Origin of the sequence: Paraliobacillus zengyii, from assembly GCF_003268595.1 — a bacterium.
In the GTDB taxonomy this organism is placed as follows: domain Bacteria; phylum Bacillota; class Bacilli; order Bacillales; family Amphibacillaceae; genus Paraliobacillus_A; species Paraliobacillus_A zengyii.
The window spans coordinates 113,102-132,500 of the sequence record NZ_CP029797.1 but is presented as its reverse complement, the minus strand read 5'-3'; the positions used below and the strand labels follow the sequence as shown (position 1 = coordinate 132,500).

Annotated in this window: 12 protein-coding genes, 9 tRNA genes and 4 rRNA genes (1 of these 25 only partly in view); all 25 read right to left on the bottom strand. The window is 41.4% G+C overall.

Features of this window, described 5'->3' with window-relative positions; genetic code table 11:
- Positions 1 to 317, bottom strand: a 16S ribosomal RNA gene (locus tag DM447_RS00655) (it extends 1,251 nt beyond the left edge of the window).
- A 94-nt stretch (positions 318 to 411) separates the two neighbouring features.
- Positions 412 to 487 (bottom strand) — tRNA-Ala (locus tag DM447_RS00650).
- Positions 488 to 508: 21 nt separating this feature from the next.
- Positions 509 to 585: transfer RNA gene (locus DM447_RS00645), tRNA-Pro, on the bottom strand.
- A gap of 5 nt (positions 586 to 590) precedes the next feature.
- A tRNA-Arg gene (locus tag DM447_RS00640) sits at positions 591 to 667 on the bottom strand.
- A gap of 3 nt (positions 668 to 670) precedes the next feature.
- A tRNA-Leu gene (locus DM447_RS00635) sits at positions 671 to 759 on the bottom strand.
- A 27-nt stretch (positions 760 to 786) separates the two neighbouring features.
- Positions 787 to 861 (bottom strand) — tRNA-Gly (locus tag DM447_RS00630).
- Positions 862 to 864: 3 nt separating this feature from the next.
- Positions 865 to 946 (bottom strand) — tRNA-Leu (locus tag DM447_RS00625).
- A 4-nt stretch (positions 947 to 950) separates the two neighbouring features.
- Positions 951 to 1,026 (bottom strand) — tRNA-Lys (locus tag DM447_RS00620).
- Between the two features lie 22 nt (positions 1,027 to 1,048).
- Positions 1,049 to 1,124: transfer RNA gene (locus DM447_RS00615), tRNA-Thr, on the bottom strand.
- Positions 1,125 to 1,127: 3 nt separating this feature from the next.
- A tRNA-Val gene (locus DM447_RS00610) sits at positions 1,128 to 1,203 on the bottom strand.
- 7 nt (positions 1,204 to 1,210) lie between these two features.
- Positions 1,211 to 1,326 (bottom strand): 5S ribosomal RNA (gene rrf, locus DM447_RS00605).
- A gap of 161 nt (positions 1,327 to 1,487) precedes the next feature.
- Positions 1,488 to 4,434: ribosomal RNA gene (locus DM447_RS00600) — 23S ribosomal RNA — on the bottom strand.
- A 356-nt stretch (positions 4,435 to 4,790) separates the two neighbouring features.
- Positions 4,791 to 6,358, bottom strand: a 16S ribosomal RNA gene (locus tag DM447_RS00595).
- The 16S, 23S and 5S rRNA genes sit together here with 9 tRNA genes alongside, the layout of an rRNA operon.
- Before the next feature lie 393 nt (positions 6,359 to 6,751).
- Positions 6,752 to 8,239, bottom strand: coding sequence for a lysine--tRNA ligase (gene lysS / locus DM447_RS00590; protein WP_112179212.1), 1,488 nt, complete (start codon positions 8,237 to 8,239; stop codon positions 6,752 to 6,754).
- A gap of 402 nt (positions 8,240 to 8,641) precedes the next feature.
- Positions 8,642 to 8,869, bottom strand: a complete 228-nt coding sequence (locus DM447_RS00585; RefSeq protein WP_112179210.1) for a helix-turn-helix domain-containing protein — start codon at positions 8,867 to 8,869, stop codon at positions 8,642 to 8,644.
- Positions 8,839 to 9,351 carry a 2-amino-4-hydroxy-6-hydroxymethyldihydropteridine diphosphokinase gene (gene folK, locus DM447_RS00580; protein ID WP_112179209.1) on the bottom strand — a complete coding sequence of 171 codons (513 nt, stop codon included), beginning with the start codon at positions 9,349 to 9,351 and terminating at the stop codon, positions 8,839 to 8,841. Before folK ends, DM447_RS00585 begins: the two co-directional genes overlap by 31 nt.
- On the bottom strand, positions 9,348 to 9,713 hold the full coding sequence (gene folB, locus DM447_RS00575) for a dihydroneopterin aldolase (RefSeq protein ID WP_112179208.1): 366 nt from the start codon (positions 9,711 to 9,713) through the stop codon (positions 9,348 to 9,350). The genes folK and folB overlap by 4 nt, the downstream gene beginning before the upstream one ends.
- Positions 9,706 to 10,542, bottom strand: coding sequence for a dihydropteroate synthase (gene folP / locus DM447_RS00570; RefSeq protein WP_241964543.1), 837 nt, complete (start codon positions 10,540 to 10,542; stop codon positions 9,706 to 9,708). The genes folB and folP overlap by 8 nt, the downstream gene beginning before the upstream one ends.
- 204 nt (positions 10,543 to 10,746) lie before the next feature.
- A complete protein-coding gene (cysK, locus tag DM447_RS00565; RefSeq protein ID WP_112179206.1) occupies positions 10,747 to 11,673 on the bottom strand; it encodes a cysteine synthase A in 927 nt (308 codons plus the stop codon).
- 101 nt (positions 11,674 to 11,774) lie between these two features.
- Positions 11,775 to 12,674: a peptidylprolyl isomerase gene (locus DM447_RS00560; RefSeq protein ID WP_112179205.1), complete on the bottom strand. Its 900-nt coding sequence runs from the start codon at positions 12,672 to 12,674 to the stop codon at positions 11,775 to 11,777.
- Positions 12,675 to 12,685: 11 nt separating this feature from the next.
- A complete protein-coding gene (gene hslO / locus DM447_RS00555) occupies positions 12,686 to 13,555 on the bottom strand; it encodes an Hsp33 family molecular chaperone HslO (protein WP_112179203.1) in 870 nt (289 codons plus the stop codon).
- 34 nt (positions 13,556 to 13,589) lie between these two features.
- The gene (locus DM447_RS00550; protein ID WP_112179201.1) at positions 13,590 to 14,369 is read right to left on the bottom strand and encodes a type III pantothenate kinase; all 780 of its coding nucleotides are present in this window, start codon (positions 14,367 to 14,369) and stop codon (positions 13,590 to 13,592) included.
- Positions 14,370 to 15,202: 833 nt separating this feature from the next.
- Positions 15,203 to 17,209: an ATP-dependent zinc metalloprotease FtsH gene (gene ftsH / locus DM447_RS00545; RefSeq protein ID WP_112179199.1), complete on the bottom strand. Its 2,007-nt coding sequence runs from the start codon at positions 17,207 to 17,209 to the stop codon at positions 15,203 to 15,205.
- A gap of 126 nt (positions 17,210 to 17,335) precedes the next feature.
- Positions 17,336 to 17,878, bottom strand: coding sequence for a hypoxanthine phosphoribosyltransferase (hpt, locus tag DM447_RS00540; protein WP_112179197.1), 543 nt, complete (start codon positions 17,876 to 17,878; stop codon positions 17,336 to 17,338).
- 10 nt (positions 17,879 to 17,888) lie between these two features.
- A complete protein-coding gene (tilS, locus tag DM447_RS00535; RefSeq protein ID WP_112179195.1) occupies positions 17,889 to 19,292 on the bottom strand; it encodes a tRNA lysidine(34) synthetase TilS in 1,404 nt (467 codons plus the stop codon).
- Positions 19,293 to 19,399: the final 107 nt, after the last annotated feature.

Here is a 19,399-nt window from a genome sequence, read left to right as displayed (position 1 = left end):
GTCGGCTACGCATCGTCGCCTTGGTAGGCCATTACCCTACCAACTAGCTAATGCGCCGCGGGCCCATCTGTAAGTGACAGCTCAAAGAGCCGCCTTTCAACTTCCCTTTAGGTAAAGAAAAGTGTTATCCGGTATTAGCCCCGGTTTCCCGGAGTTATCCCAGTCTTACAGGCAGGTTGCCCACGTGTTACTCACCCGTCCGCCGCTCAATCCATAAGCTTCACCCCGAAGGGATTCACTTATTTCATGCGCTCGACTTGCATGTATTAGGCACGCCGCCAGCGTTCGTCCTGAGCCAAGATCAAACTCTCCATAAAATGCGAGCTTGCTGCTCAAATACTTAACTAGCTTGTTGTTTCTACTTACTTAACATACTGTGTGTTTCGTTCAGTTTTCAAAGATCAAAATAAATGGTGGAGCCTAGCGGGATCGAACCGCTGACCTCCTGCGTGCAAGGCAGGCGCTCTCCCAGCTGAGCTAAGGCCCCTAAAACACTTTATATAAGAAATGGTCGGGAAGACAGGATTTGAACCTGCGACCCCTTGGTCCCAAACCAAGTGCTCTACCAAGCTGAGCTACTTCCCGATAAATGGTGCGCCCGAGAGGACTTGAACCTCTAACCTCTTGATTCGTAGTCAAGTGCTCTATCCAATTGAGCTACGGGCGCTAATGGTGCCGAGGGCCGGACTCGAACCGGCACGGTAGAAACCTACCGCAGGATTTTAAGTCCTGTGCGTCTGCCAATTCCGCCACCCCGGCATGGGCTATCTAAAATCGTTTTAAAAATGGAGCGAAAGACGGGATTCGAACCCGCGACCCCCACCTTGGCAAGGTGATGTTCTACCACTGAACTACTTTCGCAAATGCGGGTGGAGGGACTTGAACCCCCACGTCATAAGACACTAGATCCTAAGTCTAGCGCGTCTGCCAATTCCGCCACACCCGCTAAATGGTGAGCCATGAAGGACTTGAACCTTCGACCCTCTGATTAAAAGTCAGATGCTCTACCGACTGAGCTAATGGCTCGTACTTTAGCAAAAAAATATTATGGTGCCGGCCAGAGGACTTGAACCCCCAACCTACTGATTACAAGTCAGTTGCTCTACCAGTTGAGCTAGGCCGGCGTATGGTGGAGGATGCAGGGCTCGAACCTGCGACCCCCTGCTTGTAAGGCAGGTGCTCTCCCAGCTGAGCTAATCCTCCTAATGAAGCCTGGCGACGTCCTACTCTCGCAGGAGCAAAGCCCCAACTACCATGAGCGCTGAAGAGCTTAACTACTGTGTTCGGCATGGGAACAGGTGTGACCTCTTCGCTATTGTCACCAGACATTATCCTATAATTTCAAGGACAAGATATATTATATTAACAATTCACCAGAAAAGCAAGTCTTTTTTTTAAAAATGTTATTTTTATTTAAAAAGTTATTTTTCAGGGAATTTATACCTTCAAAACTAGATAAGAATTACAACAAGACAACATATAGTATTATAGTTAAGTCCTCGATCTATTAGTATTCGTCAGCTACACGTGTCACCACGCTTCCACCTCGAACCTATCAACCTCATCGTCTCTGAGGGATCTTACTCTAAAAAGATGAGAAGTCTCATCTTGAGGGGGGCTTCATGCTTAGATGCTTTCAGCACTTATCCCTTCCACACGTAGCTACCCAGCGATGCTCTTGGCAGAACAACTGGTACACCAGCGGTGTGTCCATCCCGGTCCTCTCGTACTAAGGACAGCTCCTCTCAAACTTCTTGCGCCCACGACGGATAGGGACCGAACTGTCTCACGACGTTCTGAACCCAGCTCGCGTACCGCTTTAATGGGCGAACAGCCCAACCCTTGGGACCGACTACAGCCCCAGGATGCGATGAGCCGACATCGAGGTGCCAAACCTCCCCGTCGATGTGGACTCTTGGGGGAGATAAGCCTGTTATCCCCGGGGTAGCTTTTATCCGTTGAGCGACGGCCCTTCCATACGGTACCGCCGGATCACTAAGCCCGACTTTCGTCCCTGCTCGACTTGTAGGTCTCGCAGTCAAGCTCCCTTCTGCCTTTACACTCTTCGAATGATTTCCAACCATTCTGAGGGAACCTTTGGGCGCCTCCGTTACTCTTTAGGAGGCGACCGCCCCAGTCAAACTGCCCACCTGACACTGTCTCCGAACCGGATCACGGTTCTGGGTTAGAAGGTCAACACAGCCAGGGTGGTATCCCACGGGCGCCTCGACGTAAGCTAGCGCTCACGCTTCAACGGCTCCCACCTATCCTGTACAAGCTGTGCCGACATTCAATATCAGGCTACAGTAAAGCTCCACGGGGTCTTTCCGTCCTGTCGCGGGTAATGCGCATCTTCACGCATCGTATAATTTCACCGGGTCTCTCGTTGAGACAGTGCCCAAGTCGTTGCACCTTTCGTGCGGGTCGGAACTTACCCGACAAGGAATTTCGCTACCTTAGGACCGTTATAGTTACGGCCGCCGTTTACTGGGGCTTCGGTTCAGCGCTTCGCCCGAAAGCTAACGCATCCCCTTAACCTTCCAGCACCGGGCAGGTGTCAGCCCCTATACTTCGCCTTACGGCTTCGCAGAGACCTGTGTTTTTGCTAAACAGTCGCTTGGGCCTTTTCACTGCGGCTTCTCGTAAAAGAAGCACCCCTTCTCCCGAAGTTACGGGGTCATTTTGCCGAGTTCCTTAACGAGAGTTCTCCCGATCACCTTAGAATTCTCTTCTCGCCTACCTGTGTCGGTTTACGGTACGGGCACCTCTTTCCTCACTAGAGGCTTTTCTTGGCAGTGTGAAATCCGGAACTTCGGTACTTAAGTTCCCTCCCCATCACAGCTCAACCTTACATTGGACGGATTTACCTATCCAACAGCCTCACTGCTTGGGCGCGCATAACCAGCAGCGCGCTTTCCATATCCTACTGCGTCCCCCCGTTGTTCAAACGGAAAGGAGGTGGTACAGGAATATCAACCTGTTGTCCATCGCCTACGCCTTTCGGCCTCGGCTTAGGTCCCGACTAACCCTGAGCGGACGAGCCTTCCTCAGGAAACCTTGGGCTTTCGGTGAAGAAGATTCTCACTTCTTTTTCGCTACTCATACCGGCATTCTCACTTCTAAGCGCTCCACCAGTCCTCACGGTCTGACTTCGCTGCACTTAGAACGCTCTCCTACCAATCCAAGAAGTGCAATACTTCTTGGAATCCGTAGCTTCGGTGATACGTTTAGCCCCGGTACATTTTCGGCGCAGCGTCACTCGACCAGTGAGCTATTACGCACTCTTTAAATGATGGCTGCTTCTGAGCCAACATCCTGGTTGTCTATGCAACGCCACATCCTTTTCCACTTAACGTATACTTTGGGACCTTAGCTGACGGTCTGGGCTGTTTCCCTTTCGACTATGAACCTTATCACCCATAGTCTGACTCCCAAGGCAATATGATTGGCATTCGGAGTTTGACTGAATTCGGTAACCCGGTAAGGGCCCCTAGTCCAATCAGTGCTCTACCTCCAACATACGTTCCTTGAGGCTAGCCCTAAAGCTATTTCGGAGAGAACCAGCTATCTCCGTGTTCGATTGGCATTTCACCCCTACCCACACCTCATCCCCGCATTTTTCAACATGCGTGGGTTCGGGCCTCCAGTCAGTGTTACCTGACCTTCACCCTGGACATGGGTAGATCACACGGTTTCGGGTCTACGACCCTTTACTATCACGCCCTATTCAGACTCGCTTTCGCTGCGGCTCCACCTGTGCGGCTTAACCTTGCAAAGAATCGTAACTCGCCGGTCCATTCTACAAAAGGTACGCCGTCACTCATTCTTTTTCCCGAAGGAAAATATCGAGCTTCGACTACTTGTAGGCACACGGTTTCAGGATCTCTTTCACTCCCCTTCCGGGGTGCTTTTCACCTTTCCCTCACGGTACTGGTACACTATCGGTCACTAGGGAGTATTTAGCCTTGGGAGATGGTCCTCCCGGATTCCGACGGAATTTCTCGTGTTCCGCCGTACTCAGGATCCACGCTGGAGGAAACGTCCTTTTCATTACAGGGCTCTTACCTTCTTCGGCTGATCGTTCCAGATCGATTCATGTAAAACGTTTCTTTGTAACTCCGTATAGCGTGTCCTACAACCCCAAAAAGCAAGCTTTTTGGTTTGGGCTGATTCCGTTTCGCTCGCCGCTACTCAGGAAATCGCATTTGCTTTCTCTTCCTCCGGGTACTAAGATGTTTCAGTTCCCCGGGTCTGCCTCACTTTACCTATGTATTCAGTAAAGTGTCCTACTCCATTACGAGCAGGGGGTTCCCCCATTCGGAAATTCCTGGATCAATGCCTACGTACGGCTCCCCAAGACATATCGGTGTTTGTCCCGTCCTTCTTCGGCTCCTAGTGCCAAGGCATCCACCGTGCGCCCTTTCTTACTTAACTATATTAGTTAATAAAAGCGTTTGGTTCTTCTTACTTTGATATGATGTCTTGTCATATGTTAGGCTCACGTTCTGTTTTGTACTGAAAGTACAATCCTTCTCGCTTCCTAACTTCTTATCTAGTTTTCAAGGTACATAAAATGAAAGATACTTGATCTCTCAAAACTGAACCAAACCACACAGTATGTTTTCCTATATGTCCAGCTTCTAGCACGCAACGACTAGTAAACTTCCTTCTCCTCCGTACGATAAGGCAACATCAACTCACTTTCGTTCGTTGTGTTTTCTTTATCTCCTTCGGTTCAGTCCAGTTCATACGTCGTTAAACGCGTGCTTACGCTTTTCATTTATCCTTAGAAAGGAGGTGATCCAGCCGCACCTTCCGATACGGCTACCTTGTTACGACTTCACCCCAATCATTGGCCCCACCTTCGGCGGCTGGTTCCTGTAAAGGTTACCTCACCGACTTCGGGTGTTGCTAACTCTCGTGGTGTGACGGGCGGTGTGTACAAGACCCGGGAACGTATTCACCGCGGCATGCTGATCCGCGATTACTAGCGATTCCGGCTTCATGTAGGCGAGTTGCAGCCTACAATCCGAACTGAGAATGGTTTTATGGGATTTGCTTCACCTCGCGGCTTCGCTGCCCTTTGTACCATCCATTGTAGCACGTGTGTAGCCCAGGTCATAAGGGGCATGATGATTTGACGTCATCCCCACCTTCCTCCGGTTTATCACCGGCAGTCACTTTAGAGTGCCCAACTAAATGCTGGCAACTAAAATCAAGGGTTGCGCTCGTTGCGGGACTTAACCCAACATCTCACGACACGAGCTGACGACAACCATGCACCACCTGTCACGCTGTCCCCGAAGGGAACGCCCTATCTCTAGGGTTGGCAGCGGATGTCAAGACCTGGTAAGGTTCTTCGCGTTGCTTCGAATTAAACCACATGCTCCACCGCTTGTGCGGGTCCCCGTCAATTCTTTTGAGTTTCAGCCTTGCGGCCGTACTCCCCAGGCGGAGTGCTTAATGCGTTAGCTGCAGCACTAAGGGGCGGAAACCCCCTAACACCTAGCACTCATCGTTTACGGCGTGGACTACCAGGGTATCTAATCCTGTTTGCTCCCCACGCTTTCGCGCCTCAGCGTCAGTTACAGACCAGAGAGTCGCCTTCGCCACTGGTGTTCCTCCACATATCTACGCATTTCACCGCTACACGTGGAATTCCACTCTCCTCTTCTGTACTCAAGTTCCCCAGTTTCCAATGACCGCTTGTGGTTGAGCCACAAGATTTCACATCAGACTTAAAGAACCGCCTGCGCGCGCTTTACGCCCAATAATTCCGGACAACGCTTGCCCCCTACGTATTACCGCGGCTGCTGGCACGTAGTTAGCCGGGGCTTCCTCGTTAGGTACCGTCAAGGTACCGTCCTGTTAGAACGGTACTTGTTCTTCCCTAACAACAGAACTTTACGATCCGAAAACCTTCATCGTTCACGCGGCGTTGCTCCGTCAGACTTTCGTCCATTGCGGAAGATTCCCTACTGCTGCCTCCCGTAGGAGTCTGGGCCGTGTCTCAGTCCCAGTGTGGCCGATCACCCTCTCAGGTCGGCTACGCATCGTCGCCTTGGTAGGCCATTACCCTACCAACTAGCTAATGCGCCGCGGGCCCATCTGTAAGTGACAGCTCAAAGAGCCGCCTTTCAACTTCCCTTTAGGTAAAGAAAAGTGTTATCCGGTATTAGCCCCGGTTTCCCGGAGTTATCCCAGTCTTACAGGCAGGTTGCCCACGTGTTACTCACCCGTCCGCCGCTCAATCCATAAGTTTCACCCCGAAGGGATTCACTTATTTCATGCGCTCGACTTGCATGTATTAGGCACGCCGCCAGCGTTCGTCCTGAGCCAAGATCAAACTCTCCATAAAATGCGAGCTTGCTGCTCAAATACTTAACTAGCTTGTTGTTTCTACTTACTTAACATACTGTGTGTTTCGTTCAGTTTTCAAAGATCAATTTATTTTGCTGTTGTTTTCGACAGCTTTTATATTATATAAAACTATTTGATTAAAGTCAAGAATTTTTTATAATAATTTTCGTTTGCTATTCTTCAGTCGAAAAGTAGCGACCTGATCAATATACCATTGTCCAGATATATTGTCAACAAATAATTTCTCTCCGCTGATTACGTTCTGTACAACAGCAATTAATATATCATTATTATGATTGAAATGCAATCCTATTATTATGATTGACTATAAAAATATTTAAAAACCTCGCAATTATGTGGCTGCAAGGTTTTTAAAAGTACTACTAGTTTATTATTCACCACGGTTTCGCATTTGAGGAAACAATAACACATCACGAATAGAAGGAGCGTTTGTTAAAAGCATTACTAAACGATCAATACCAATTCCTAATCCACCTGTTGGAGGCATGCCATACTCCAACGCTTCTAAGAAATCTTCATCCATTTCATGTGCTTCATCATTACCTTGCTCTTTTTCTTTCACTTGTGCTTCAAAACGTTCACGCTGATCGATTGGATCGTTTAACTCCGAAAATGCGTTTGCATGCTCGCGTCTAACAATAAATAATTCAAAACGATCTGTAAAACGTTCATCTTCTTTATTTTTCTTTGCAAGTGGCGATATCTCAACAGGATGTCCATAAACAAATGTTGGTTGGATTAACTCCTCTTCTACCCGTTGCTCAAAGAATTCATTAACAATGTGTCCATAAGTCATAGAATCTTTAATTCCAATGTTATGTTGTTTCGCTAATGCTTTAGCTTCTTCATCGGTCATCTGTTCCCAGAAGTCAACACCAGTATATTCTTTAATGGCATCAACCATATGAACCCTTTTCCATTGTGGTTCTAAATTCACTTCGTCTTCTCCATACATAATGGTAGTAGATCCATTTACCTCTTTTGCAATGTGGGATACCATTTCTTCCACTAATGCCATAACATCATGGTAATCAGCGTAGGCTTCATATAATTCTAGCATAGTAAACTCTGGGTTGTGACGTGTTGATACTCCTTCATTACGAAATACACGGCCAATTTCATATACTTTTTCCATACCACCTACTACTAATCGTTTTAAGTGGAGCTCTATAGCAATACGCATGTACAATTGCATATCTAATGCATTATGATGTGTAATAAACGGTCGGGCAGAAGCTCCACCAGCAATCCCGTGCATCATCGGCGTTTCTACTTCAAGAAAACCCGCTCCATCTAAATACCGGCGCATTGATTGAATGATTTTACTACGCATAATGAATGTCTCTTTACTTTGCGGATTTGTAATAAGATCTAAATAACGCTGACGATAACGTTGTTCTACATCCTTTAGTCCATGAAATTTTTCCGGTAGTGGACGTAAAGATTTAGTTAGAACTTGAAATTTAGACGCTTTTACAGAAAGCTCTCCCACTTTTGTTTTAAAAACTGTTCCAGTTATTCCAACAATATCACCTAAATCCGCTGAGTTGAAAAGCTCATATGCCTCTTCTCCAATTTTATCTGTACGAATATATAATTGAATTTGTCCACTAAAGTCTTGGACATGAGAAAAACCAGCTTTCCCTTTCCCCCGCTTTGTCATAATTCTTCCTGCTATTGTTGTTTCAATCGCTTTTTCTTCAAGTTCTTCTTTTGTAAATTGATCATATGCTTCTATTAAGTCAGACGCTAAATGAGTACGCTCAAACTTATCCCCGAACGGATCAATTCCCTTTTCCCAGAATACTTCTAATTTATCGCGTCGCACCTGCATATGTTCATTCAATTCTTCTGACATCTACATTTCACTCCCGTTTACTCATTTAGTTTATTATGTATAAAGGAAATTACACCCTAAACCTTCTTTAATTAGTAATCTGCTTCTAATCATAACATATTAACAAAGAATTACACCTATAAAGGACTGCCAGTGTATACTGCGCAGTCCTTTATTTCAATATAAGTTAGTTGAAGACTATAAACTTACCGTTCGCTAACCTTACCATTTCCTAATAAGCCATTATAGATGTAACGCTTCTTTTTACATATCTCCATTATCACTAATCTTCATACATTTGTTCTTCATCAATCGCATACCAAATATTTGTAAGTTAGTAGGTTTCTCTCATCGTCCATATATAGCATTTCCTTCATTTTCTTATTTTATTGACAGTACTATACATCTATATTATCTCTTTATTTAAACTTGTTGTACTTGATCCTCAAGCTCAGGCTGCAATTCTTCTAATGATATTTCTAAAATTTGTGTTGCCTTAACCAAAAAATCATGTGGAGGATTTCGCATCCCTCGTTCAATTTCTCCCATGACAGATACAGAAACCCCAACTTTTTTTGCAAATTGAATTTGTGTATACCCTTTTAATTTACGAAATGCCTTTATTCTTCTTCCCCAGTGCATGGAATCCATTTGATTACGCCTCTTTTCTCTTCTGTTGGTAAGTCGTTTAAAATACGTGAGACATCTTTATTTATAGATTGGATATGAATATTAGGATTCACATCCTGTAACGGCACTAATACAAAAGCACGTTCGTGCATTCTGGGATGTGGAATAATTAATTTATCCGTCTTCATATTTTCTTTATTATACAATAAAATGTCAAGGTCTATTGTTCGGGGCCCCCACCTTATATCTCTATTACGACCAAGCTTTCCTTCAACAGCTTGGCATGAATCAAGTAAGTTAAAAGCGGATAGGCTCGTCTCAATTTCAATAACCATATTCAAGAAATTTGCTTGATCTGTATATCCAACAGGTACTGTTTCATAAACATCTGACTTATTTAAAACTACGACTTTCGCAATTTGTTCCAACTCTTTTATTGCTTTTTTTAGATAAGAATATCTCGGCTCTATATTTGATCCTAACGCGATATAAGCTACTTTCATTTTGTTTGTTCCCGATATATTTCCACAGCTACCGCTTGATAATGGCCTGGAATTGGTGGATCTGGTTTATCCACTTTCACACGGCATGCAGCTAATTGATCAAATGTCTGCAATAATCTTTCCGAAATATTTTCAGCAACAGCTTCAACAAGCCGATATGCCTTCCCTTCAACAATTTCTTTCGTAATTTGATAAACATGTCCATAATCAATTGAGTCCTCTATTTGATCAGACTTCCCCGCTTTTTGCAGATCAATTTCTAACTCAAGATCAACATAATACCGTTGGCCTAATTTATTCTCTTCTGCAAATACACCATGATATCCATAAAACGCTAACTTATGTAAATAAATTTTATCCATCTACTTTACCACCTTTTCCGATCATCGCATCCATCATTTTTGTCAGTTGAACAGTCATTTCAACATTATGCACACGGACAATATCAACACCTTTTGTTATACCAAAGCATGTAGTTGCACCCGTTCCCACATCTCTTTGATCAGTAGGTAAATCTAATGTTTTTCCGATTATTGATTTTCGTGATGTTCCTAATAGTAACGGATAATCTAGTGTTAACAATTGCTCCAGATGTCTTATAACTTCCATATTTTGAACGGCATTTTTAGCAAAACCTATACCAGGATCCAAGATTATTTGTTCTTGTAACACACCTTTATTCAAGGCTATATTTATACTTTCTCTAAGATCATCTAATACATTTTCAATTAAAGATGTATACACGTGATCTGCACGATTATGCATTAAAATAATCGGAACTTTATGTGTAGCAGCAACCTCAGCTATTTCAGGCTCCCTTTTCGCACCCCATATATCATTGATAATGTCTGCCCCTGCAGAAATCGCTTGTTTTGCCGTTTCCGCTTTGAACGTATCAATTGAAATTGGCACAGATACTTGTTCTCTTATTTTTTTTATAATAGGAATAACACGCGCTATCTCCTCTTCTTCAGAAACCGGTTCGTGACCAGGTCTTGTAGACTCTCCACCTATATCTATAATATCCGCTCCCGCACGTTCCATCGCAATAGCATGTTGAACCGCACGATCACGTTGATCGTGCTTGCCTCCATCAGAGAAAGAGTCAGGTGTCACATTAAGGATTCCCATTACTACTGTCTTTTTATCTAAGTTAATATTACCATGCCTTGTTTTGATATTTCGATACAACTTGATCGCCCCTATTTTTACATCTATTGTACATCAAACAAACAAAACAATCAGCCGTTACACATGCAATTGTAAATTATTTATAACTTTTAATCTACTAGTAAATTGCATCTAATTGTTACAATCAAATATAAGTTTGCTCATAAAAAAAGTAGCCTCCATTGAAATGGGGCCACCTTTTTATATCACAATGCTAACAAATGCTTATTCTTCATCAAATTGATAAAGCGGTGTAGATAAATAGCGTTCTCCATTACTCGGAATAACAGCCAATACCTTTTTCCCTTTACCTAACTTCTTCGCCACTTGTTTTGCTGCATGGATAGCTGCACCTGAAGAAACACCACCTAACAATCCTTCTGTACGCGCCACTTCTCTTGCAGTTGCATAAGCATCTTCATTACTAACTGTAACAATTTCATCATATACTTCTGTATTTAGCACTTCTGGAACAAATCCAGCACCGATTCCCTGAATTTTATGAGGACCTGGTGTACCTCCCGATAGAATTGCAGAGCCTTCAGGTTCTACAGCTACTATGCTGATATCTTTATACTTTTCTTTCAACACTTTACCTGCACCTGTAATCGTACCACCAGTACCAATACCAGAGATAAATGCGTCTAGTTGATCACCCATTTGTTCAACAATTTCTTTACCTGTTGTGCGTTCATGTACAGCAGGATTCGCTGCATTATTAAATTGCTGTGGCATAAAGTAACCATTTACTTCTTGTAATTCCTCAGCCTTCTTAATGGCACCTTTCATACCGTCTGCACCTGGTGTTAGAACTAGTTCAGCACCATATGCACGTAATAAATTACGACGTTCCATGCTCATTGTATCCGGCATAACAAGTATTGCTTTATAGCCCTTAATTGCCGCGACCATTGCTAACCCAATTCCTGTATTACCACTTGTTGGTTCAACAATTGTCTTATCCGGTGTTAACTCTCCACTTTCTTCAGCCGCTTCGATCATCGCTAATGCAATACGATCTTTTACAGAGCTACCAGGATTCATGAATTCTAGCTTCACATAAATCTCTGCATCCCCTTGATTACCAGTACGATTTAATTTAACAATTGGTGTGTTACCGATTAATTCACTAATTGATTGTGCTATTTTCATTTTATCACTCCTAATCCCGAGTATTCTTATTCGTTTAATTACACTGTACGCCACATCACTTAGCTTTGTCAACTTATTTACAAGAATAAACAGAAAATTTTTTACTCATAAATCCATTCAATTTCTAACTCATTCCATAAACTTGCCGCTGAAGGGGACACTTCCATTTTTTCTAATGCTACTTCTCTTCGAAGATGATCCTTCAGCGCGTCATAACTTAAATCTATTTCTGCTAGTTCTCGATGTAAGTATAGGATTGCAACCCCACCATCGACTATAAATGGTTCACTATACGTATGCTCTTGCATGGACATCGCTTGGTCATAATAAGCACTAGGTAAAAAACTACTCGTTTCCGTATAGTAGCCTAAATAACCACCGTCATTACGCGTCTCTTCATCCACCGTATACTCACGCGCTAACGAAGTAAATGAAGCTCCAGCATCCAATTCATCGATTACTTTGTTCGCTGTGGTTTGATCTGAAACTACAATGTGTGATAACTGTATAGTTTGAGAAAATTGGTATTGATCACGATATTGGTCGTAATAGGTTTGTAATTCTTGATCTGTTATTTCCATATCTTCTGTTATTAGTTCTTCCAAGTATAGTCTATTTCTAATACTCTCTGACCATTCCTCTTCTTTTTCTTCTACTTCTGCTTCGGACAGTATACCTTCCATCGTGAATAATAGTGATAATTCAAGCTCAACTACCTCTTCGTTTATCGAGATGTTTTTTTCCTCTGCCAATTGTCTAATTACCTTTTCATTTATTTCCTCTTCCAAGGCCTCCCGACCGTAGGCCTTCTCTAAATGATTGATCCACTCTCCATAGGTAATCTCATCTTGACCAATTGTAGCAACTGGTTCATTTTGATCAAAATCAACAGTAAATTCTTCGTCTTCATTATCATTTCGATCAATCATCCAGATAGCAATTGTTACAATATTAGTAACCAAAAGCAGAACAATCATCCCCAATAGTAACTTACGTGTCATGTGTTTTCTCCTTATACTTGTTTTAATGCGTTTAAATCATCCACATCTAATTGGTACTGCTCATTGCAAAAATGACAAACAGCCTCTGCTCCACCGTCTTCTTCTATCATCTGGTCAATTTCCTGATTTCCTAAACTTTTTATCGCATTTTTAATTCGATCTACCGAACAAGAACATGTAAATTGGACAGACATTCTTTCATGTGTCTTCATGTTCTCTTCCCCTAATATAAGAGCTAAAATTTCTTCTGGCGTTCTTCCTTGTCGAATTAACGTTGAGATCGGATCAATTGTTGAAATTTTTGTTTCTATACCACCAATTGTTTCATCAGTTGCCCCTGGCATTACTTGAATAATAAAACCGCCCGCAGCTAAAATAGAGTGATCCGGATTAACCAATACCCCTGCTCCTACCGCAGATGGAACTTGTTCAGAGTTAGCAAAATAATAGGTGAAATCTTCTCCGATTTCGCCTGAAACAATCGGCACTTGGCCAGTAAAAAAGTCCTTTAAACCAAGATCTTTTACAACACTTATATTTCCTGACGTACCAACTGCACGTGCTACATCCAATTTACCTTTGTTATTTAAATCAAAATCAACATGGGGATTCGTAATATATCCTCGAACCTCTCCCTTTGAATTAGAATCGACAACGATAGGTCCTACAGGTCCGTCACCTTCAACCTTTACAGTCAACTTGTCTTCTCCCTTTAACATCGCTCCCATCATTGTAGAAATTGTAATTGTCCTACCAAGGGCAGCAGATGCAGTCGCCCATGTGTCGTGGCGTTTTCTTGCTTCTTCTACAGTTTCTGTTGATTGAATAGCATACGCTCTTACTGTTCCTTGAAAAGCTGTTGCTTTAATTAAATAATCCATCTATATAAACTCCTTTATTACAATGATTTTAACCTTATTCGGTATGATGATTCAATTTTTTATAGATAACATATAAACCTTTTAATGTTAATACAGGATCTACAATATCAACCATACTTGATTCTCCTGCAATTAATGTAGCCAATCCACCTGTAGCAACAACTTTAGTATCTTCAGAACTCACCTTCTTAAATCTTCTTACAACCTCATCAACCTGTCCCACATAACCAAAGTATACACCTGATTGCATTGCTTCAACAGTCGATAACCCAACAATCTCATTTGGATGTTTAATTTCAACTTTAGGTAATTTGGCCGCTTTTGAATACAGTGCCTCCAGTGAAATATTAATACCCGGCGCGATGGCACCACCTACATATTCCTCATTTTCGTTCACATAGCAGTATGTCGTAGCTGTACCGAAATCAATAATAATCAAGGGCGCACCATAGGCTTCAATTGCTCCTACTGCGTTAACTATACGATCAGCTCCTAGTTCAGCTGGGTTAGGATATTTCATTTTCAAAAATAATTCAACTGCTTGATCACCAACAATTAAAGGTTTTTGATCAAAATACTTTTCAGCCATTCGGTCGAAGGCATACATAATAGGAGGAACGACAGAAGAAATAATAATACCGTTAACATTAGCAAATGTTAAACCTTCATGCTCAAATAACGATTTAATTAACATCGCAAATTCATCTTCTGTTTTTTCTCGATCCGTTTTAATTCTCCACTGGTATTTCAATTCGTCTTGGTCAAAAATCCCTAAAACAGTATTTGTGTTACCAACATCTAATACAAATATCATTACTCTTTCACCAACTCTACCATATTTATTTTTACCATCATATCATATTGTATTACACTTCGTTAATGTGGCGACTTTCTTAAAAAATTACAGTAAAAATGCTATCGATCTTAGACTTTACTTTTAACTCTATTCATACACCATATTTCAGAATGACTTTATTCACAAACATTGTTACTTTTCACTCTTCAGACTTGAGAGAAACTTAGTCGTAACATAACGCACTTTATAAAAAGTGCAATACAAAGTAATTTATACCCCGCTCCTCAAGCGAAATGGGCTCCCTTTCCGCAGGCACGACTTCAGCTAACTCGGAAGCAAAGAACGCCTCCGAGTGGATCTTCAGCCCGTGGGATTGCGATTACTCATCCCATCGAAAACATTTGCTGTTCCTGCAGGAGTCTCGCCCATTTAGCTTGATCCACTGGTTTTAGTCCGCTAAATAAAATGGCGTAAAAGACGCTATAATTGGTAATTAACGGCTAACTAAAGCATGAGTTAGAAACAATAAAAAGTAATTTTATCACCTGTATAGAACAAAGATACACTATCCAGCGAAGGTAGCAAATGGTTGACACTCCTGTGGGAACAGCACAAACCGAAGATCCTCTATAGAAGTGGTCTTTGCTTCTATAGATAGCTGAGGTTGTGCCCACGGAAAGGGAGACCATTTGCTACCGTAGCGTGGTAGCAATCAGTAAATTATTTAAGTAGCCGATAGCAGTGTTACGACAGAGCCTTTGGTTATTTAGTCATAAACAACAGTCTTTTAAAAAAGATATTTAGATAAAAAACTGGTGTAATCAATTAATTGATTACACCAGTTGCATATACTATTCTTTTTTATCTGGATCTTCAGAAGTTTCGTCATCATTCGAATCAAACTCGGAAGAAATAGATGTATGATCTTCTTCTGATTTTGATTGAATGTTAACTTTTACATCTTTAGAATCTGAAGATTGTTTATCTTCTCCACTCGTATCCGTTTCATTTTGTTCAAAAACAACTGGATCCGGTAAGATACCATCTTCAAAAAGACCTTTAATTTGTCTTGCATCTAACGTTTCGATCTCTAATAATGTCTTCGCAACTAATTCTAATTTATCTTTGTTTTCCGTTAGAATTTCTTTTGCACGAGCATAACACTGATTAATAAAGCTTTGAACTTCTTTATCAATTTCATATGCTATCGCTTCACTGTAGTTAGATTCATTTTGCATGTCTCTTCCTAAGAATACTTGACCACCTGAGCTAGCAAATTGAACAGGACCTATTGCATCACTCATGCCGTACTCTGTTACCATCTTACGAGCAATATTCGTTGCACGTTCAAAGTCATTGTGAGCCCCCGTACTAACTTCACCGAATATTACTTCCTCAGCAACACGCCCACCAAGTAAACCAGTAATCTTATCTAATAGCTCTGGTTTCGTCATAAAGTAACGATCTTCCTTTGGTAGCATGACAGCATAGCCACCAGCTTGCCCACGAGGTACGATTGTAACTTTATGAACCATATCAGCATCGTCCAGCACCATTCCAATAATAGTGTGTCCACTTTCATGATATGCGACGATATTTTTTTCTTTTGGTGAGATAACTCTGCTCTTCTTCGCAGGTCCTGCAATAACACGATCAATTGCTTCATCAACGTCGACCATTTCGATCTTCGTTTTATTCGTACGTGCTGCTACTAACGCAGCTTCGTTAAGCAGGTTTTCTAAATCTGCACCTGAAAATCCAGGTGTACGCATCGCGATTGTTTTTAACTCCACATCGTCACCTAGTGGCTTATTACGCACATGTACTTTTAAGACATCTTCACGACCACGTAGGTCAGGACGATCAACTGTAATTTGACGGTCAAAACGGCCTGGACGTAGTAATGCAGGGTCTAAGATGTCAGGACGGTTTGTTGCGGCAATAATAATAATACCTTCATTTTCACCAAAACCATCCATTTCAACAAGTAACTGATTTAACGTTTGTTCACGTTCGTCATGACCGCCACCAACACCAGCGCCACGTTGACGACCAACTGCATCAATCTCATCAATAAAGATAATACCTGGTGCGTTCTTCTTCGCATTTTCAAACAAATCACGTACACGTGATGCACCAACACCGACAAACATTTCAACGAAGTCGGAACCACTAATAGAGAAGAATGGCACACCAGCTTCTCCGGCAACTGCTCTTGCTAATAACGTTTTACCTGTACCTGGAGGTCCTACTAATAAAACACCTTTAGGTATTTTTGCTCCAATAGCATCGAACTTACGAGGATCTTTTAAGAAATCTACTACCTCTACAAGCTCTTGCTTTTCTTCATCGGCACCAGCAACATCCTTAAATCGGACTTTCTTTTTCTCTTCACTGTACATCTTCGCTTTACTCTTACCAAAGTTCATGACTTTGTTTCCGCCACCCTGAGATTGGTTAAGAAGGAAGAAAAACAGGACAAATATGATAACAAACGGGATCATCGTAGTTAAGAACGTTACCCATCCGCTTGGTTGCTCTTCTTCTTGTACATCTATAATACCTTGCTCATTTGCTTTTTGATAAACATTCGCGACAATATCATTGTTATCCGGAACGTTTGTGACAAATGTAGTAGGTTCTTCATCCGTACCTACTAGCTCTCCTTCAATTCGCATAACACCATTTGAAGGTCGCATTTCCATACTTGCTATCGTACCATTATCAAGTGCTTGCATAAATTCACTTACATTATATTCTTCTTGTTGATTATTTTGTCCAGTGAAAACATTCATTACGGAAATCACCACTAAAAATATGACAAAATAAAAGATCACATTACGTACTATTCGATTCATTGCCTACCTCCTCCAAGTGAGAAAACTATAGTAAATAGTATCATATAAAAAAGGACGATTACAACTAATTGCATTTCCTTTTTTAAAGATATGCTACTATTTGATCTGTCATGTTACATACTCTTCTTATTCTCCACCATATATGTGCGGCTTTAAAACACCGATATAAGGTAAATTACGATACTTTTCTTGATAATCTAATCCATATCCAACAACAAATTCATTTGGCACTTTAAAACCAACCACATCAGCAACAATGTCAACAGTACGGCCTGCAGGTTTATCTAGCATCGTAACAATCTTAATTGAATTTGCTTTACGATATTTAAATAAATCAACCAAATAGCTTAATGTAAGTCCACTATCAATAATATCTTCAATTATAAGCAAATCTCTACCTTCAACTTTTGTGTTTAAATCTTTTACAATTTTCACTTCACCTGAAGAACGCATTTCTCCACCATAGCTGGAAACATCCATAAAATCCATTTCTAAATATGTATCCATAGAGCGAAGAACATCCGACATAAATGGTAAAGCACCTTTTAATACCCCAATCGCTAGTGGAAATCGATCTTTATATTCTTCAGATAATTGCGCGCCAAGCTCTTTACATTTTTCCTCAATTTCTTGCTGTGATACTAATATTTTTTCGATGTCTTTGTGCATCCCGATCCTCCTAGATTTTTTCATTACTTCTATATTCAATTTGAATAAATTGACTCCCGCCAGAATATCCTTTGACCGCACCTTTTGTTAACCCAATTACCCACAGAACATTTCCTTGTTGATCAACTATTAACGGCCATGTATTCCTTTTATGTAGAGGGATTTTCTTATCAATGAAGATATCTTTTATCTTTTTTCGACCATCTAACCCCTTTACATACATGCGATCACCATCTTGTCGATATCGAACGGTTAGATGCACATCTTGCTCTATATCACTAATCGGAATGAATAGTCTATTCTTATCTTCTTGCACAGTGGGGGCCGTTACAAAAGAGGCTGAAACCACTGCTCCTGTCGGTAGATATACTTGACTAGGAACAGATAAATATGCAGAAAAACATGCTATCTCTTCTTCTCGAAAGTGAAAATACAGTGTTTGATACGATTTCGTTATCTGTAAATCTTTCGGCAAATCTATCGTTACATTTGCCCGTTCACTATGTATAAGATCAAAAAACTGTTCCTCATGACCAAAATGTAAACCATTCGGTAGTACATCATATAGATGACTTAATATTAGATGAAATATGCGCCTTTGTAAAGCAAACGGATGCTTTTTTAAAAGTTTAATTGAACATGTCACTTGCTTTTCTTCATTTGATAGTTGTACAATTTCATCCATCACTTTTTCCGCTTGTTCGTTCATGTACGCATTATCCGCTCTAATCGACTCGCTTAATTTTCTGACAGAACGATGTAAGTTAGGATTTTGTTTTTTCAATAAAGGTAACAAATGAATTCTGAAAAAATTTCGAGTGTAGACATCTTCTTCATTTGAGGGGTCTCTTCTTGGTATAATCCCATTCTCCTGGCAATACGATTCAATCTCTTCCTTTGTCACGGATAATAATGGTCTCACAAGCTCGCCGTCAGCAAACGGACGTTTAACAGGGATTCCAGCTAAGGATGATGGATTAGCCGTCCGGGTAAGACGCATCAAAACTGTTTCGATCTGGTCATCACCATGATGTCCTAAAACCAAATAATCCGCTTTATGTTGATCCATTTGATCAGCAAAAAAACGATACCTCATGTTACGAGCTGCTTCTTGTGTACCTAGTTTATGCTCTTTTTTAAATGACGGGACATCTAACGCCGTGCGATAAAATGCTATGTTTTTTTCCGCACAAAAGGCCGAAACATAATCCACATCTACTTTTGATTCTTCTCCACGCAATCCATGATCTACTGATACAACAATTAACTGAAAATCCCATGCTTTTTTAATTACATTTAAGTAATGAAGTAAAGCCATCGAATCTGGTCCACCTGATACACCAATCAACAACGTACTGTGTGGTTTGAATAATGCATAGCGTTTAATAAAGGTATCTACTTCTTGTTTAAACATTTTACCGATTCAACTTCTTTCATTAGCATGGTAAACAAGTCTATCCTAACATGTTCCCTACCACATAGGAAGTCTTTCGCTTAGGTTTTACAAAAGAATGACCATCT

Excerpts from the sequence above, each read along its gene's own strand:
- lysS (WP_112179212.1), bottom strand. The coding sequence starts at position 8,239 with ATGTCAGAAGAATTGAATGAACATATGCAGGTGCGACGCGATAAATTA.
- DM447_RS00585 (WP_112179210.1), bottom strand. The coding sequence starts at position 8,869 with ATGGATTCCATGCACTGGGGAAGAAGAATAAAGGCATTTCGTAAATTA.
- folK (WP_112179209.1), bottom strand. The coding sequence starts at position 9,351 with ATGAAAGTAGCTTATATCGCGTTAGGATCAAATATAGAGCCGAGATAT.
- folB (WP_112179208.1), bottom strand. The coding sequence starts at position 9,713 with ATGGATAAAATTTATTTACATAAGTTAGCGTTTTATGGATATCATGGT.
- cysK (WP_112179206.1), bottom strand. The coding sequence starts at position 11,673 with ATGAAAATAGCACAATCAATTAGTGAATTAATCGGTAACACACCAATT.
- DM447_RS00560 (WP_112179205.1), bottom strand. The coding sequence starts at position 12,674 with ATGACACGTAAGTTACTATTGGGGATGATTGTTCTGCTTTTGGTTACT.
- hslO (WP_112179203.1), bottom strand. The coding sequence starts at position 13,555 with ATGGATTATTTAATTAAAGCAACAGCTTTTCAAGGAACAGTAAGAGCG.
- DM447_RS00550 (WP_112179201.1), bottom strand. The coding sequence starts at position 14,369 with ATGATATTTGTATTAGATGTTGGTAACACAAATACTGTTTTAGGGATT.
- ftsH (WP_112179199.1), bottom strand. The coding sequence starts at position 17,209 with ATGAATCGAATAGTACGTAATGTGATCTTTTATTTTGTCATATTTTTA.
- hpt (WP_112179197.1), bottom strand. The coding sequence starts at position 17,878 with ATGCACAAAGACATCGAAAAAATATTAGTATCACAGCAAGAAATTGAG.
- tilS (WP_112179195.1), bottom strand. The coding sequence starts at position 19,292 with ATGTTTAAACAAGAAGTAGATACCTTTATTAAACGCTATGCATTATTC.